Annotated in this window: 13 protein-coding genes; 7 read left to right on the top strand and 6 right to left on the bottom strand. The window is 36.4% G+C overall.

What is annotated here, in order from left to right; genetic code table 11:
* Positions 1 to 10 precede the first annotated feature (10 nt).
* Positions 11 to 559: a fimbrial protein gene (locus GTH25_RS03970; protein ID WP_143484144.1), complete on the bottom strand. Its 549-nt coding sequence runs from the start codon at positions 557 to 559 to the stop codon at positions 11 to 13.
* Between the two features lie 94 nt (positions 560 to 653).
* On the bottom strand, positions 654 to 1,193 hold the full coding sequence (locus tag GTH25_RS03965; RefSeq protein ID WP_075673416.1) for a fimbrial protein: 540 nt from the start codon (positions 1,191 to 1,193) through the stop codon (positions 654 to 656).
* Between the two features lie 676 nt (positions 1,194 to 1,869).
* Between GTH25_RS03965 and mrpI the strand changes: the two genes are divergently transcribed.
* A complete protein-coding gene (gene mrpI / locus GTH25_RS03960; protein WP_075673415.1) occupies positions 1,870 to 2,430 on the top strand; it encodes a phase variation DNA invertase MrpI in 561 nt (186 codons plus the stop codon).
* A gap of 435 nt (positions 2,431 to 2,865) precedes the next feature.
* Here the strand turns inward: mrpI and GTH25_RS03955 are convergent, their stop codons facing one another.
* Together GTH25_RS03955 and GTH25_RS03950 are read right to left on the bottom strand one after the other, a co-directional pair.
* Positions 2,866 to 4,089, bottom strand: coding sequence for an RtcB family protein (locus GTH25_RS03955; RefSeq protein ID WP_156733074.1), 1,224 nt, complete (start codon positions 4,087 to 4,089; stop codon positions 2,866 to 2,868).
* Positions 4,086 to 5,225: a slipin family protein gene (locus GTH25_RS03950; RefSeq protein WP_164530217.1), complete on the bottom strand. Its 1,140-nt coding sequence runs from the start codon at positions 5,223 to 5,225 to the stop codon at positions 4,086 to 4,088. The genes GTH25_RS03955 and GTH25_RS03950 overlap by 4 nt, the downstream gene beginning before the upstream one ends.
* A gap of 560 nt (positions 5,226 to 5,785) precedes the next feature.
* On the opposite strand from GTH25_RS03950, the gene rtcR reads away from it, so the two are divergent.
* Together rtcR and rnz are read left to right on the top strand one after the other, a co-directional pair.
* Complete coding sequence (gene rtcR, locus GTH25_RS03945; RefSeq protein ID WP_164530342.1) at positions 5,786 to 7,378, top strand: RNA repair transcriptional activator RtcR; 1,593 nt, start codon at positions 5,786 to 5,788, stop codon at positions 7,376 to 7,378.
* Positions 7,379 to 7,387: 9 nt separating this feature from the next.
* Positions 7,388 to 8,305: a ribonuclease Z gene (gene rnz, locus GTH25_RS03940; RefSeq protein WP_159241693.1), complete on the top strand. Its 918-nt coding sequence runs from the start codon at positions 7,388 to 7,390 to the stop codon at positions 8,303 to 8,305.
* An 89-nt stretch (positions 8,306 to 8,394) separates the two neighbouring features.
* Here the strand turns inward: rnz and GTH25_RS03935 are convergent, their stop codons facing one another.
* Complete coding sequence (locus tag GTH25_RS03935) at positions 8,395 to 9,057, bottom strand: DUF421 domain-containing protein (RefSeq protein WP_099659922.1); 663 nt, start codon at positions 9,055 to 9,057, stop codon at positions 8,395 to 8,397.
* 267 nt (positions 9,058 to 9,324) lie between these two features.
* On the opposite strand from GTH25_RS03935, the gene GTH25_RS03930 reads away from it, so the two are divergent.
* Both GTH25_RS03930 and betT read left to right on the top strand, forming a co-directional pair.
* Entirely contained in the window at positions 9,325 to 9,960 is a 636-nt protein-coding gene (locus GTH25_RS03930) for a hypothetical protein (RefSeq protein WP_075673409.1), read from the top strand.
* A gap of 365 nt (positions 9,961 to 10,325) precedes the next feature.
* The gene (betT, locus tag GTH25_RS03925; RefSeq protein WP_075673408.1) at positions 10,326 to 12,329 is read left to right on the top strand and encodes a choline BCCT transporter BetT; all 2,004 of its coding nucleotides are present in this window, start codon (positions 10,326 to 10,328) and stop codon (positions 12,327 to 12,329) included.
* A gap of 65 nt (positions 12,330 to 12,394) precedes the next feature.
* On the opposite strand, the gene hpaR is transcribed toward betT, so the two are convergent.
* Positions 12,395 to 12,832, bottom strand: coding sequence for a homoprotocatechuate degradation operon regulator HpaR (hpaR, locus tag GTH25_RS03920; RefSeq protein ID WP_164530341.1), 438 nt, complete (start codon positions 12,830 to 12,832; stop codon positions 12,395 to 12,397).
* 590 nt (positions 12,833 to 13,422) lie between these two features.
* On the opposite strand from hpaR, the gene hpaC reads away from it, so the two are divergent.
* Both hpaC and dtpB read left to right on the top strand, forming a co-directional pair.
* On the top strand, positions 13,423 to 13,941 hold the full coding sequence (hpaC, locus tag GTH25_RS03915) for a 4-hydroxyphenylacetate 3-monooxygenase, reductase component (RefSeq protein ID WP_075673406.1): 519 nt from the start codon (positions 13,423 to 13,425) through the stop codon (positions 13,939 to 13,941).
* 597 nt (positions 13,942 to 14,538) lie between these two features.
* Positions 14,539 to 16,026 carry a dipeptide/tripeptide permease DtpB gene (dtpB, locus tag GTH25_RS03910; protein WP_075673405.1) on the top strand — a complete coding sequence of 496 codons (1,488 nt, stop codon included), beginning with the start codon at positions 14,539 to 14,541 and terminating at the stop codon, positions 16,024 to 16,026.
* Positions 16,027 to 16,074 lie beyond the last annotated feature (48 nt).

Raw genomic sequence — 16,074 nt, 5'->3', positions numbered from 1 at the left:
CCCGATCCATTTAATAGTATTCCAGCTTAAATCGCAGCGTTGTTCGGTAATTTCCAGCTTTTGGTATATCGTTATTTTTGACTATTCGCGCTTGGTAAAGTAACGCCATCGATTTGGAGTCAATACCAACCGGGGGTAATGGCTTCCCAGGGATTGCTCGTCTGCCATAACGATCGGCAATGGCTAATGACGCACCTCTCGCCTCACCAGAAAGTGCAAAATTCCCATTCCCGTTAGAGGGACCTTCAAACGTCGCAATAAAACGAGGGTTGTCCGCTTCCTGACCTTTTTGTTCAATTAGCGTACATTCCGTTAATCTGATAGAAAAATACTCAATAGGTCCTTGCCCTTCAGTCACCAGCATCGGAATAGAAACCATTGTCAGTGGAATAACTTGTTCACCACTCCCAGCTGCAATCGTGCATGATGGTTCTAAAATCGAGCCTGAAAGATTAAGTGCCCCAAATCGCTGATGCATGTTTTTATCTTGTTTTACATCACTTGCTACTGCTGTTGTTGTCAGTAAGCTGGCAATAAGGCATAGCCATAGTGGTGTCATCTTGCGATTCATATTTTTCTCCGTAAGAAAAAAATCGTTAAAAATAGACACAAGAAAAAAGCCCTGTACATCCCTGTACAGAACTTATTTTTTCTTACTGATAAGTCAGTGCGAAAGTTGCGATTGCAGTGAAGTCACCAGGAACAGCAGCTTCTGCAGAAGAACCTTGTAAGTAAGCAGCAAAGTTCAGATCGTTATTACCATCACGTAATGTTTGAGCAGCGCTTGGTGTACCTAATTTGATTTGTTTACCACCCGCATCAGTGATAACAACAGCAGCATTTTTAGCGATACCTTCAATACCTAAAGAACCAGCTAAGATGTCTGCATCTTCTGAACCAGTGAAGGTTGTTTGAACAGTTTTATAAGTTTCTGTTGTGCAATTCTCTAAAGAAATTTTAAAATCGCGAGAATTACTACGGCCACCATCTTTTAATGCAGCAGTAGAAATTTGACCTAATGGAACAGTTTGATTTTCTGTATCTGGAGTAATTGAACAAGGAGCATCAATAATTGAACCAACAAATTTAACTGTACCATGACCTTGATCTTTTACTGGATCAGCAGCAAATGTAGAACCCGCAGCAACAGATAAACCTAAGCCAAGAACTAACGCTAATTTATTTAATTTCATCTTTTTGTTTCCTAAAATATAAAGGACGAAGACATTAAAAATAATAAATTCATTAGGATTAAATTATTCCTAATTGAATGACTCATTATTGAGTTTTTGAATTTTGGTATACTGATGCCTGTCCAAAACGAAATTAAATCTCGTTAGAAACAAAACAAAATACACCAAATTGTTTTGTTAAAAATTTTCATCTCGAAATCAAACACATTTAGATAATCTAACTTTAAATATCAGAAAAAGAGTTTATAATTCTAAGTGCAATTACTATAATTTGTGAAAAAAGTAAAAAAATTTATTTCTAGATTTTAAACAAAGTAACTAATCATATTTGATTTTTGAAATAATGATAAATATCAATATGTTAAATAAATGATGATATGTGATGAACATTAAATTTGACTTAAGTGAGAAGCCAGAGAATAATAGTAAACAATTTGGTGTATTCTGTTTATTTCTCTAAAGATGGCCGAATTCCTATCTATATTCATTTTTCGCTTTGTCAATCAATCACTTTCATTTTCTAAAAATAAATAAACTTTCAATAAACTTGTTTAAAATTAACAAGTAAAAGTGCAAGCATAAAAAAAACACAACTCTTTATTGATATATATTACTTGTTATAGTTATGTATCAATTGACTTTTGTTCCTTGTTATCTCATTGAAAAGGTTATGAAAATGAAGCAACGTAAGTTTCTTACACGTTTTGAGATCAACTCTATTTTGAAGCAAGCAAAAGAAGGACGGTACCCAGAAAGAGATTACTGTATGTTTTTAATGTGTTTTTTACATGGATTTCGTGTTAGTGAGCTATGCAGACTAACCTTAAGCGATATTGATTTGGAAAGTAGGATACTCTATGTCAGGCGCTTAAAAGGAGGTTTATCAACAACACAACCTATTATAGAAGAGGAATATGATGCGTTAGTTAACTGGTTGAAAAAACGGGAAACATGGAGAGAATCGGATTCTGAATGGGTCTTTTTATCTCAAAAAACAGGCCCAATTTCACGTCAACAAGTTTATGGATTACTTCGTCGTTTAGGTAAGGAAGCTAATGTATCCATTGCCCCTCATCCGCATATGCTTCGCCATGCCTGCGGCTATGCTTTGGCCGATTTAGGTAGAGATACGCGCTTAATTCAGGATTACTTGGGACATCGTAATATTTCACATACTGTTATCTATACTGCAAGTAATTCAAAACGCTTTGTTCACATTTGGGATATAAGAAATTAACATCTGGTTTTTAATTAATATACTTACTGAGAATTAATACACTAAATAGAGTAGGCTATACTTTTTCAATAAGAATAAAGTTAATTTCAATCTAATTAAGAAAATTAGGAAATGTTTTATATTAAATAAATAATCGCTATTACTGGTATTAATAATTTATTAATAATCGTTTTCTAATTAAAGAATAATTTAATAAAGATATTCTTTTTTTGATTATCTTTATTGGAAAACTGTAAGTTTAATATCAATCTTTATTTATAAAAAATATTAAACATTCTTTGTTTGATTTTTAATCAGAAAATAAGGACCTTATTCAAAGAAAATTTCTATTCTTAAAAATTTTATTCATTTGCATTCCATGCACACGCTGTAATATCTCACTATCCCCTACGTTACTGTTAGGGGATAGTTATGAATTATCTTAAAAAAACACCATTATCCTTTTACACAAACAACCTGTCGTAGTGTATGAACAACCTCAACAAGCGATAACTGAGCCTTCATAACAGCATCAATATCCTTATAAGCCATTGGAATTTCATCAATCACATCTTCATCTTTTCGACATTCCACATGCGCTGTAGCTCGAATTTGGTCTTCAACACTAAAGGCTTTTTTCGCTGCGGTTCGGCTCATTACGCGTCCTGCACCATGGCTACATGAACAGAAACTTTCGGCATTTCCCTTACCTCTAACAATAAAGCTCTTCGCTCCCATTGAACCCGGAATGATCCCCATTTCACCTTTTTGAGCAGAAACAGCCCCTTTTCGAGTCACCAGAACCTCTTCACCAAAGTGCATTTCTTTTTGCACATAGTTATGGTGGCAGTTCACTGCCTGTTGTTGAGTCGTAAAAGGTTTAGTTATTTCTGTTGATAATGCCGCCAACACACGTTCCATCATAATTTCACGGTTATGTCGAGCAAAATCCTGTGCCCATTCTACGGCTTCTATATAGTCATCATAGAAAAGCGTTCCTTCTTTTAAGTACGCTAAATTTTTGTCTGGCAAGTTAGCGATATGTTCTCTCATGTCTTCTTGTGCCATTTGTATAAATAATGTACCGATAGCATTACCCACACCACGAGATCCACTATGTAGCATTACCCAAACATTATCTGCTTCATCAAGGCACAACTCGATAAAGTGGTTTCCTGTTCCTAATGTACCTAGGTGACGATAGTTATTCGTATTTCGTAAACGCGGATACTTATCAGTTAAAACCTTAAAACGCCCTTCAAGTTGTTGCCAATGTTGATCAACAAGTTTAGGTGGGTTCTTCCATGAACCCCGATCGTTCCCTGACTGATAACTTGTTCGTCCATGAGGTACTGCTCTTTCTATTGCCGTTCTTATGGCAAATAAGTTATCTGGCAGATCATTTGCGTGTAATGATGTTTTTACCGCAATCATTCCACATCCAATATCCACACCAACAGCAGCCGGAATAATCGCACCTTTTGTTGGGATAACACTTCCTATTGTTGAACCTTTCCCTAAGTGAACATCGGGCATTACTGCCATATGTTTAAAAATAAAAGGCATCTTGGCGGTATTGATAAGTTGCTTTAGAGCATCTGCTTCAACAGGTACACCATTTGTCCACATTTTGATTTCAGCAGTCCCTGCTTCTTTTACTATTTGATGATCCAATATCATGCCTGTGCTCCTTTAATTTGTACTAGCCCGTTTAATACTTGGTCTAAACCACCATAAACGGAAATCTTATCAATACGTTCTGCAATACGTTCTACGGTTTCTAGCTCTTTTAATCGTAGAGCTACTGGATTGTTTTCCATCACTTTTGCCGTATTTAATAAAGAACGTGTCGCGGATGTCTCTTCTCTTCGACGTATAACATTAGCCTGAGCTGATTTTTCAGCCTCAACCACCTGCGCTAAAATCGTTTTCATTTCACCCGGTAAAACAATGTCTTTTACCCCTAATGAAGCTACTTCAATGCCATATCCTTTAGTCACTTCCCTGATTTTTTCACTCACTAAACTGTCAATCAGTGTTTTATTTTCTAATAATTCATCCAATGTTCTTGTTCCTACGGCTTCACGTAACGCAAACTGCAACTCTTTATATAAGAACTCAAGAGGTGAACTCAGTAGTTGGTACGCTGAAAGCACGTCGCGATAACGCCAACTCGCTGACAGATTAATGCGTAAGGTCACTTTATCTTTTGTTAAGATCTCTTGACCACTTACATCGAGTGTTTGCAAGCGCATATCAACGACTTCAACATCAACTTTGTGCTGATAACGCCAATAGCCTTTTAATCCAGGTGGTAATAGTGATTGAGTTTCACCATTAACACGGATAATGCCAGCATGCCATGTCGGAATATCCACACTTAATACACCTTCACTGCCTTTTATCGTCTGGTTACGTAATTTTGGATACTGTAATTTTTTAACCAAAGCTGGCGAAACTTCCAATTCATTTGCTGACAACACTTCCATTGAGCGCTGTGCATAATTCCAATAGAGGCGGCGAGTACTCGGCGATAAGATCTCTTTGAGAGAGCCATTTTCATAAAGTAAGCCAATCTCTTCATCAGATAGCACAATATCAAAACAATATTCACTCACCCATTCTGGATGATATTGGCGTAAAAATTCAGCTTTTTCCCTTTCAATTGCAGGGCCGTTTAATTCCACCAGCTCAACACTTAATTGACGGCGAAGATCGAAAAATTTATGTTCACCCACAGCAAGGACATCAATATATTCATCGTCCTTCTTTAATAAACCCAGTTGTCCCTGTTTCACTTTTATTGTTGTTCTTATCATCATTGCTTCCTTTTTCTCTTCTTTATTATTGGCTTTCTTTTATTACCATTTTTATCGTGACTTGCTTCCCACGAACAAACTTGGCGAAATCGAAGGGAAAACAAGAGAGGAACGATACTTTGTTTGTCTCTTCTTCTGCCTTCAATCCAGCGTAGTTGCTGGTGGATAAGCAAGGTGACGATACTGCTGTCACAACGATTTTTTATATTTAATTTTACATTTGGATTTGTAATGGTTTTGGTGTCAGGAATCGAACCTGAAAATAACCCTCTTCACCTACAGAGTCCCGATGTGGAGGAACACATTTAGATAACACCACAGAGTGTTCTTTATGTGCCTACCAGATTTAAAATCTGCTCAAGACATTAATAATATTGCGAGTATCGTGCCAAGTTTTTAAATATCACCAAAAATATTTATAACTATATGTTTTAATTAATAAAAGGATTTTCAGTGTAATTTTTAAATATTTAGCTATTGAATTAAAATCGATAAAAACTTATCTTTTTATCTATACATTTATAAATATAGATAAAAAGATAAGTAGGGATAACTTAATGAAACGCAAAGTGGTGATTGGTGTTTTAGGCACAACATTAGATAAACGGGGAAAAAGCCATAAAAGATGGAACTCATGGCGTCCAACAATTTCTATTTGCCATCAAAAAGATTTCCCCGTTAGTCGATTGGTCATGATCCATCAACCCAATGATTCAATATTAGCATCAAAAATCATTGAAGATATTCATACTGTCTCTCCTGATACAGAAGTATTACCTTACGAAATTGATATTTGTGATCCTTGGGATCTGGAAGAGGTTTACAGTCACTTTCTTGATTTTGCAGTGAATTATCCATTTGATACTGAAAATGAAGAATATTATATCCATATCACAACGGGTACTCACATCGCTCAGATTTGCTGGTTTTTACTGACTGAAGCGCACTACTTACCTGCAAAACTATTACAAACTTCCCCTTCTTCTAAAATCGAAAATGAAGATGGTATCAAAACAGTACAATCAGCCACGGGGAGTTATTCTGTTATTGATCTTGATTTAAGCCGTTATACAAAACTAACCAGCCGATTCGAGCACTACCATAATGAGTCACTCTCTTTCTTAAAATCAGGAATAGCCACACGCAACGAACGTTTTAATACTTTAATTGCTCAGATTGAGCGAGTGGCATTACGCTCTGTTGCACCCATTTTATTAACAGGCCCTACAGGAGCCGGGAAATCATTTCTTGCTCAGCGTATTTATGAATTACGGCAGTCTCGTCATTTTGTAAAAGGACGTTTTATTGCTGTTAACTGCGCCACTTTGCGCGGTGATAACGCCATGTCTACTTTATTTGGCCACGTAAAAGGGGCATTTACAGGCGCATTACAAGCCAGACAAGGTTTATTAAGGGAGGCCGATAAAGGAATTTTATTTCTTGATGAAATTGCGGAACTAGGACTTGATGAACAAGCAATGTTGCTGAAAGCAATAGAAGAGAAATCTTTTTATCCTTATGGCTCCGATACTGAAGTTCAAAGCGATTTTCAGCTAATTGCGGGAACGCATCGAGATATGGACAAACAAATCGCAAAAGGGCTTTTTCGTGAAGATCTCTATGCGAGGATCAATTTATGGTCTTTTTCACTGCCGGGTTTAGCCGATCGTAAAGAGGATATTGAGCCTAACGTCGATTATGAATTGCATCACTTTGCAAAGCTTTATCAAAAGGCAATTCGCTTTAATTCTGATGCGAAATCACACTATATTCGATTTGCAACATCTGAACAGGCATTATGGCGTGGTAATTTCCGTGAACTTAGTGCTAGTATAACGCGAATGGCAACACTTGCCGAAAATGGTCGTATTACCCTTCCTCTTGTTGATGAAGAAATTAATCGTTTAAAACAAAATTGGGGAGTTACTTCCTCTTCTTTATTTAATAGTACTGATATTGATCTTTTCGATCTTAGCCAACTCAATACAGTTATCAAAACGTGCCAGCAATCATCAACGCTCTCAGAAGCCGGTAGAAAACTTTTCGCAGTATCAAGACAAAATAAAAAACAACCCAACGATGCCGATCGCCTACGTAAATATCTTGCGAAATTCGATTTAAGTTGGGAACAAATTCGACATGGAGAATAATATTTCATTATGGAGCTCACTTTTTTAGGCACTAACGCAGGCGTCCCTTCTAAAGATCGCAATGTCACCAGCATGGTGCTTGATTTACAAAATAAACAAAAAAGTATGTGGATGTTTGATTGTGGTGAAGCGACACAACATCAAATATTGCATACCCGCGTAAAACTACCGCGTTTAAATAAAATTTTTATTACCCACTTACATGGCGATCATATTTTTGGTTTACCGGGATTACTTTGTAGTCGCTCAATGGGAGGAACCGAAACACTTTTAACCGTGTATGGCCCTACGGGTATAAAAACCTTTATAGAAACGGCGTTGACATTAAGCCAATCCTATTTAACGTACCCTATTAATATTGTTGAAATTGACGAAGCGGGCTTTCTGTTTGAAGAGGAAGGCATGAAAGTCAGCTGTGAAGCTCTTTCTCATCCTGTACCTTGTTTTGGTTATCGCTTAGAAGAAGAAAACAGACCGGGTAAATTAGATGCCATAAAATTGAAAGCTGACAATATTCCTGCTGGCCCTTGGCTACAAGAGTTAAAACAAGGTAAAACCATTACATTGCCAGATGGAAGGGTCGTTGACGGCAAAGAGTATATTGGCCCTGAAACAGAAGGCCGTCGTATTGCTATTTTTGGTGATACACAACCCACACCAAATGCATTAAAACTGGCTAATAATGCAGATGTTATTGTTCATGAAGCGACGTTTAAACATGAAATGGCAGAGCAAGCGAATAGCCGTGGACACTCAACAACGGTACAAGCGGCACAATTAGCCAAAGACGCTAATGCCAAAAAGCTGATTATCACACATATTAGTAGTCGCTATTCCCCCGAAGACTGTGTTGGATTACTCAAAGAAAGTCAGCAGATCTTTAGTCATACTGAAATGGCTTCTGATTTTGAGGTATTTAAATTGTAATCGCATTTTCACTAAATAACAGTGGCGATATTATGCCGCCACCGTTATCAATCATATTCCACTCATCAACGTATATTTTAGTGAGTTATCTATACCGTAGTTCGCTTTATCTTCCCATCTAGCAAAATAAAATTAACTTTTCCATCCCAAAATTCAGCTAAGAAAATAGTTTCTGGTTTATCAATATGCTGATTTTTCATCTCTTCTTGAAGCCATGCTTCATCTTTTTCTATTTGCGCTAATTCTGATGTTCGAATAACACCGTCTTTCATAACAATAATCGAAGGCATTTTTGCACCATCACATACCACGGTGATTTGTCCATCAGGTTCAATTTGCGCGTAATTGACCTCTTGAAATGAGTGAATGCCTTGAGCATGAAGACGAGATGTTATATTTAAAATGTCTATTTTGTTCTTTTTCTCCATAATGTTTTCCATTATAAACTCGCCCTTTTTTATAATGGGAATAGGATCACCAATAGTTACTGCACGAAAAAAATTGAATCGCTTACTGATATAATTAAGCAAAGAGATAAAACAAACACCAATTAGGAAGACGATAATATATTGATAAAGAGGGATCGCATCAGTATAAATTACCCCTCCCATAATGCCACCGAGTACAAAATTACCAATAAAATCAATAGGAGTTAATTGAGAGAGTTGTGTTTTACCCGATAAATTCATATGGGCTAATATGATAGTAAAACCAATAATAAATTTGATAATAACCAAAAAGTAATATTCCATTTCCGTCTCACATTTCCAATAATCTCTACGCTTATTATTATAAAGCAGAAAATCTCATCCAGATAAAAATCTAAATTATTTTTGATGATATTTGACTAAGAAAAAACACTTAATATACTTAGATTTGTTGATTTTAAGACTCACACTATACTTATTACGATAGTTTATCCGTAAACTCTTACTATCAACTCAATAGCTTCTCGCCTTTTCTAGTTCTTACGCGGGATATCACTGAATTGTTTTTGAACACACATTTTGGAGAAAAAAATGAATAAAAAACTACTTACTTCATTGGTTCTAGCGGGTCTTGTTACAATTACAGCAGGTTGTGATGATTCATCTAAAAAAGTTGATGAAGGTATTGATAAGGCAAAAGAAACAGCGACTCAAGTAACTGAAACAGCACAAGAGAAAGCAGATGAATTAACACAACAAGCAAAAGACAAAGCGGCCGACTTGAAAGAAGATGCATCGGCAAAAGCAGATGAATTAACACAACAGGCTCAAGAGCTAAAAGATAAAGCTGAACAAAAAGCCGCTGAGTTAAAAACACAAGCTGATGAAAAAACAGATGCTCTAAAAGAGAGCATTTCACAGAAAACTGATGAGCTAAAAGATGCAAGTGTTGCAAAATCTGAAGAAATTAAACAAAGCCTAGAAGCCGAAAGCAATAAGTTATCTGAAAAAGCTGCAGAGCTAAAACAAGATGCGAGCAAAACAGCAGATAACCTGATGCAAGAAGCAGACAACAAGGTTGATCAGTTAAAAGATGATGCATCAAAAACCAGTAATGATGTAAAACAACAAGCTCAAGAGACTGAAAATAAAGCACTTGATAAAGCTGATCAATTAACGGATCAAGCCAAACAAAAAATTGATGATTTAAAAACTGAGAACAAATAATCTGATTTCAGTTTTTTTGATGAATCAAAAGCCAGTAAATTTTCACTGGCTTTTTTTGTACAAAAAAAAGACAAGGGTTGATCGATTAAGCAAAAAATGTAACCATGTTCTCCTTTTTTCAACAGGAGAAACCTATTAAAGAGCGAAATCATTTAATATATAAAGTTATTAATAAATTGATTTAATTGTATTTTTCTTCATATTGCGGAAAAAATAATTTATTTCCGTTCTTTTATAAAACATCTTTCCAGCTTGGTGTTTTATTCAAATTTTCTTATGAACTTTTCTTTTCTGATAACATAAATAATCAGAAAGTAGGTAGCGAAAAGTCTCTTTCTAGGAAAATAACAAAAAATAGGTTAGCTATGAGTCAACAAAATGATATAACCCCTCAAAAAGTTAGGATGAAAATTAATCCTCCCGTTTTTTATACATCAGCGTTGTTAATTTTATTGGTCGTTGGCTTCTCTGCATTATTTCCAGAGCTGGCTAATGATAAATTAGGTCATCTTCAGGAAAACCTCTTCACAAATGCGAGTTGGTTCTACATTCTAGCCGTAGCATTGGTTTTGCTGAGTGTGACTTATTTAGGTCTTTCCCGTTTTGGTCAAATAAAACTGGGACCCGACCATGCACGCCCTCATTTTAGCTATTTTGCCTGGTTTGCCATGCTCTTTTCTGCGGGAATGGGAATTGGGTTAATGTTCTTTGGCGTTGCTGAACCTGTCATGCATTATTTAATGCCCCCGACCGGTGATGCTCAAACCATAGAAGCAGCCAAAGAAGCTATGCGATTAACTTTTTTCCACTGGGGATTACATGCGTGGGCTATTTATGCCATTGTCGCTTTAATCTTGGCTTTTTTCTCTTATCGCCATGGTTTGCCATTAACATTACGTTCTGCACTTTATCCTATTATTGGTGATCGCATACATGGACCTATTGGTCATGCCGTCGATATTTTTGCTGTTATGGGAACAGTTTTTGGTGTCGCAACTTCTCTTGGTTTCGGTGTTCTGCAAGTTAACGCTGGTTTAAATCACCTTTTTGATGTACCCATTAATCCAACCGTGCAAGTTGTATTGATTGTTGTAATAACAGGACTTGCGACTATTTCAGTTGTTTCTGGATTAGAAAAAGGGATCCGCTTTTTATCTGAACTTAACTTAGGATTAGCGGTAATTCTTCTTTTATTAGTCATTATCCTCGGCCCAACCGTATTGATATTAAAATCATTTGTTGAGAATACGGGGGGATATCTATCCGAAATTGTGAGTAAAACCTTTAATCTTTACGCATACGAACCAAAATCGAGTGACTGGTTAGGGGGATGGACTCTGCTTTATTGGGGCTGGTGGCTTTCATGGTCTCCATTTGTAGGGATGTTTATTGCCCGCATTTCTCGTGGTCGTACTATCCGCGAATTTGTTGTCGGTGTTCTGTTTGTTCCTGCTGGCTTTACTTTACTTTGGATGACAGTGTTTGGTAACACTGCAATCCATTTAATCAAAGATAAAGGTGCCGAGGCACTCGCCAATATTGTGCAACAAGATGTTTCCTTAGCTTTATTTGAGTTCTTAAACTATTTTCCATTCTCAACCGTATTATCCTTTGTTGCGATGCTAATGGTCATTGTGTTTTTTGTCACATCTGCGGACTCTGGAGCTATGGTAGTGGACACCTTAGCATCAGGGGGAGATAGTGAAACACCTGTATGGCAACGTATTTTCTGGGCCGCCTTAATGGGTATTTCAGCCATCACTTTATTATTAGCGGGTGGATTAACCGCGCTACAAACAGTCACCATTGCGAGCGCACTTCCCTTCTCAATGGTATTGCTTGCTTCTATATATGGACTAATAAAGGCATTGCGAGTAGATGTATATAAACGTGATAGCCAACAGCTAACGACAATTGCACCACCAGCAAGCCGTAATCCGATCCCTTGGCAACGCCGTTTAAGAAATATTGCCTATTTCCCTAAGCGTTCTCATGTAAAACGTTTTATGGATGAAGTCATTCAGCCATCAATGGAAATGGTTTCTGCGGAACTAAGTAAGCAAGCGATACAATGCTATATTCATAATGAAGAAGAAGATCGTATTGGTTTTGAGGTCGATTTAGGTGATGACTTAAATTTCTTCTATGAAGTTCGTTTGCGTTTTTATACTCAACCGGCCTTTGCTTTAGCGGGATTAAGCGATGAAGAAAAAGACGAAGAACATAAATATTATCGCGCTGAAATTCACTTAAAAGAAGGCGGACAAGATTACGATGTAATGGGTTGGACGAAAGAACAAATCATTCACGATATTCTTGATCAGTATGAAAAACACATTCACTTCTTACATGTGTTAGGTAAGCAATAATTTTACCTGAGTGAAAACAACAAAAAGGAGATGCCATAGCATCTCCTTTTTTCTTATCAAATAACTTATTTCTCTGATTGTTCAACATCATCTGGATTAAGCGCAATCAGCTCTTTTAATAATCCAGCTAGTCGTTGTAGTTTTTCAGTGGAAAATTTTTGCTCAAGTAATTGATAGCCTTCTTCAATTTTAGGATGAATTTTATCGTATAAACTTTGCCCATTGGCAGACAGTGAAACGAAAAGTTTACGTTGGTCACTCACAGGTTTTAAACGACAAATTAGCTCGTCTCTTTCCATTCTAATAAGAATACCCGTTAGACTTGGTCGAAGAATACACGATTTTTGTGCTAATTCGTGGAAATCAATAGAGCGTTTATCCGCAAGTACGCGAATGATCCGCCACTGCTGTTCTGTCAGATTATGCTCTTTGAGAACAGGTCGAAAAAAACCCATCGCAGATTCCCGTGCTTGTAATAGCGCGATAGTTAATGATTCATGCATAATCAAGAAGCTCTTTATATGGTGTTATAGGTGAAATGACAAAATATCACTCAATAGAGATAGTGAAAAAGTACCGCTACTTATGGTTTATAAAATGACTATATTCTAAGAATAGACTAATTGTTACAATTATTCATATTAACAAATAAATAAAGTTGACTCAATTTTTGCAATTTTATTCCCTTTGTGCAATTTATCACCCATGCTTCTTTTCGTGTTTATTTCATATTCTGCAACATCTTGACCTATACGCAATTTTCATCAATTGGCAATTTGTGTTATCCCTCAGCCAATCCCCCAAAGTAGCCTGATTTGCCTATTATCCTACCTTTAAATTAGGAATAATGGCGCTTAGCGATAAGGTTGTCTCACTATTTTTTGAGATAAAGTTAACAGGTTGTAACAAAGAAAGATTGCTATCTTTGTTTATGCGCGGTAGCGTTACGGCTTTAAAACAACGCAACAAAGAAACCGGCAATAACATTACAACTTTGTTAGCGGAGTAGTTAGGTGATTCTTTAGTTATCTAACTAATAATTATTTTAAGTGAAGACGCCCACAGACGAGAAGTCTGGCAGTAGGAGTAAATAATGTCTGAGGAAAAACAGGCTAACCCACTTTTTCGGGATGCAATGGCAAGCTTAGGCGCTGCGGTCAATATTGTGGCAACAAATGGCGATGCGGGATGTTGTGGCTTAACGGCAACAGCAGTATGTTCCGTTACTGATAACCCACCTACCGTGATGGTTTGCATCAACAGTAAAAGTCAGATGAACTCAATTTTTCAAGAGAATGGAAAATTGAGTATCAATATATTGAATCATGAGCAAGAAGAAATGGCATGCCATTTCGCCGGCATGACAGGGCTCGCGATGGCAGATCGCTTTACCCAACCAGGATGGCAAAACGGACAATTACAACAACCCGTATTAACTAATGCGCTTGCCTGCCTTGAAGGTGATATTTATGATGTGCGCCAAGTCGGTACACATTTTGTTTATATGACCGAAATTAGGAATATTTCAGTACGTGAAGATGGTGATGGACTTATTTATTTCAAACGTCGTTTCCATTCTGTTAAAAATGAACAAGTACCAATCTCCGTTTAACTTTCACTTATTTTACCTCAAAATAAAAACGCACTTTTAATAAGGGCGTTTTTTATTGATTATAATCACAAAGTAAAATTAAATATTTATTTATATTAAGTGAATATTTATTTAATTAAATAACATTGGCTGACTTTTAGGTATTTATTAAATATTTATTAACATCTGTTTGTTATAAAAGAATAATTTTTAATTATAGTGAAAAAATTCTTTCTAGAATCAATCAGTCACATAATCAAGAATATTTCCCCTCCACTTTTTCCCTTTATCTTTATTTAATTTAATCAGATTAAAATATAAACAAACAATAATCTTACTGGTTATATTTCATACCAAACATCAATTAAATGACTTTATTTGAAAATAAACTAATGAATATTTTTTTCAATCTGGTATTAATCTTACCTACAGTGTGATCAACCTTTGAGAAGTCATTCTATCAATATATTAGTCTACTCGACTTGCTGATTACCTTCTTAAATTTGCAAACATCACTCTAAATGCGACAGATAATGTTACCGTTGTGTAACATTCCTCGTGAATGTGAGTAAATAACATCGTTGTTGAAAATAAATAATAATTAGGGGCATTACAGATATGGATAAACCCGCTCAAGTCGGTTTATTACAACAGCCTAAACCATTCTTTATGATTTTCTTTGTAGAATTATGGGAACGTTTTGGTTACTACGGCGTACAAGGTATTCTTGCCGTTTATTTTGTTAGTAAACTCGGTTTCTCTCAAGAACAGGCTTTCATTACTTTTGGTGCATTCTCTGCACTCGTTTATGGGCTTATTTCTATTGGTGGTTATGTTGGTGACCACTTATTAGGAACAAAACGAACAATTGTTTTAGGTGCTATTGTCTTGGCTATCGGTTATTTCATGACTGGTATGTCAATTATGTATCCTAATTTAATTTTCTATGCATTAGGAACTATCGCAGTTGGTAATGGTTTATTTAAAGCCAACCCTGCCAGCCTATTAGCAAAATGTTATCCACCTAAAGATCCACGTCTTGATGGCGCATTTACGCTATTTTATATGTCGATTAATATCGGCTCATTAATTTCTTTATCTATCGCCCCTGTACTTGCTGAACGCTACGGATATGCACTGACTTATAATATCTGTGGTATTGGCTTGATCATGGCGTTATTAGTCTATTTCTTCTGTCGTAAAATGGTTGCCAATATTGGTTCTGAACCTGACCATTTACCAATGAGCTTTAGCAAACTACTATTAGTTATTGCGGGTTCTGTTGCGATGGTATTTATTTGTGCATGGCTACTGCACAACGTGATGATTGCAAATATCGTTTTAGTCAGCCTGTCTATTATTGTTGTCTTCATTTATTTCCGTGAAGCTTTTAAACAAAAAGATAGAGTTGCACGTAATAAAATGTATGTTGCATTTGTTCTGATGTTAGAAGCTGTTGTTTTCTACATTCTGTATGCACAGATGCCAACTTCACTGAACTTCTTTGCTATTCATAACGTTCACCACACACTTTTAGGCTTTGATATTAACCCTGTAAGTTTCCAAGCACTAAATCCATTCTGGATCATTATTGCTAGCCCAATCCTTGCAATCGCTTATAGCCATTTTGGCGCGAAAGGTAAAGACTTATCAATGCCAGCGAAGTTTACCGCAGGTATGCTTCTGTGCTCGTTAGGATTCCTTACAGCGGCAGCATCAGGCATGTGGTTTGCCGATGCTCAAGGCTTGACTTCACCTTGGTTTATCGTTCTGGTTTATTTATTCCAGAGCTTAGGTGAATTGATGATCAGTGCGTTAGGTTTAGCAATGGTTGCAGCGTTCGTACCGCAATACATGATGGGCTTTATTTTAGGTATGTGGTTCTTAACGCAAGCTACGGCTTATTTGCTAGGCGGTTATGTAGCAACCTTCACCGCAGCACCAGAAGGTATTACTGATCCACTACAAACATTACCTATTTACACTGATGTGTTTGGTAAAATTGGTATTGTGACCTTAATTGTAGGTATCGTTATGTGGGCGACAGTACCTTTATTAAATCGTATGATGAAAGAAGAAAGCAAAGGCGCTAAAATCACTGGCTGATCTTCCAAATAATATATTGCTCGATTTAAGCGTCTATTTATTAATAGG

The sequence above is a fragment of the Proteus terrae subsp. cibarius genome (assembly GCF_011045835.1).
Lineage (GTDB): Bacteria > Pseudomonadota > Gammaproteobacteria > Enterobacterales > Enterobacteriaceae > Proteus > Proteus cibarius.
The sequence above is the reverse complement of the archived record's forward strand: the minus strand, read 5'-3'. Positions and strand labels throughout refer to the sequence as shown.

Coding starts and splice junctions, on each gene's coding strand:
- GTH25_RS03970 (WP_143484144.1), bottom strand. CDS start 559: ATGACACCACTATGGCTATGCCTTATTGCCAGCTTACTGACAACAACA.
- GTH25_RS03965 (WP_075673416.1), bottom strand. CDS start 1,193: ATGAAATTAAATAAATTAGCGTTAGTTCTTGGCTTAGGTTTATCTGTT.
- mrpI (WP_075673415.1), top strand. CDS start 1,870: ATGAAGCAACGTAAGTTTCTTACACGTTTTGAGATCAACTCTATTTTG.
- GTH25_RS03955 (WP_156733074.1), bottom strand. CDS start 4,089: ATGATATTGGATCATCAAATAGTAAAAGAAGCAGGGACTGCTGAAATC.
- rtcR (WP_164530342.1), top strand. CDS start 5,786: ATGAAACGCAAAGTGGTGATTGGTGTTTTAGGCACAACATTAGATAAA.
- rnz (WP_159241693.1), top strand. CDS start 7,388: ATGGAGCTCACTTTTTTAGGCACTAACGCAGGCGTCCCTTCTAAAGAT.
- GTH25_RS03935 (WP_099659922.1), bottom strand. CDS start 9,057: ATGGAATATTACTTTTTGGTTATTATCAAATTTATTATTGGTTTTACT.
- GTH25_RS03930 (WP_075673409.1), top strand. CDS start 9,325: ATGAATAAAAAACTACTTACTTCATTGGTTCTAGCGGGTCTTGTTACA.
- betT (WP_075673408.1), top strand. CDS start 10,326: ATGAGTCAACAAAATGATATAACCCCTCAAAAAGTTAGGATGAAAATT.
- hpaR (WP_164530341.1), bottom strand. CDS start 12,832: ATGCATGAATCATTAACTATCGCGCTATTACAAGCACGGGAATCTGCG.
- hpaC (WP_075673406.1), top strand. CDS start 13,423: ATGTCTGAGGAAAAACAGGCTAACCCACTTTTTCGGGATGCAATGGCA.
- dtpB (WP_075673405.1), top strand. CDS start 14,539: ATGGATAAACCCGCTCAAGTCGGTTTATTACAACAGCCTAAACCATTC.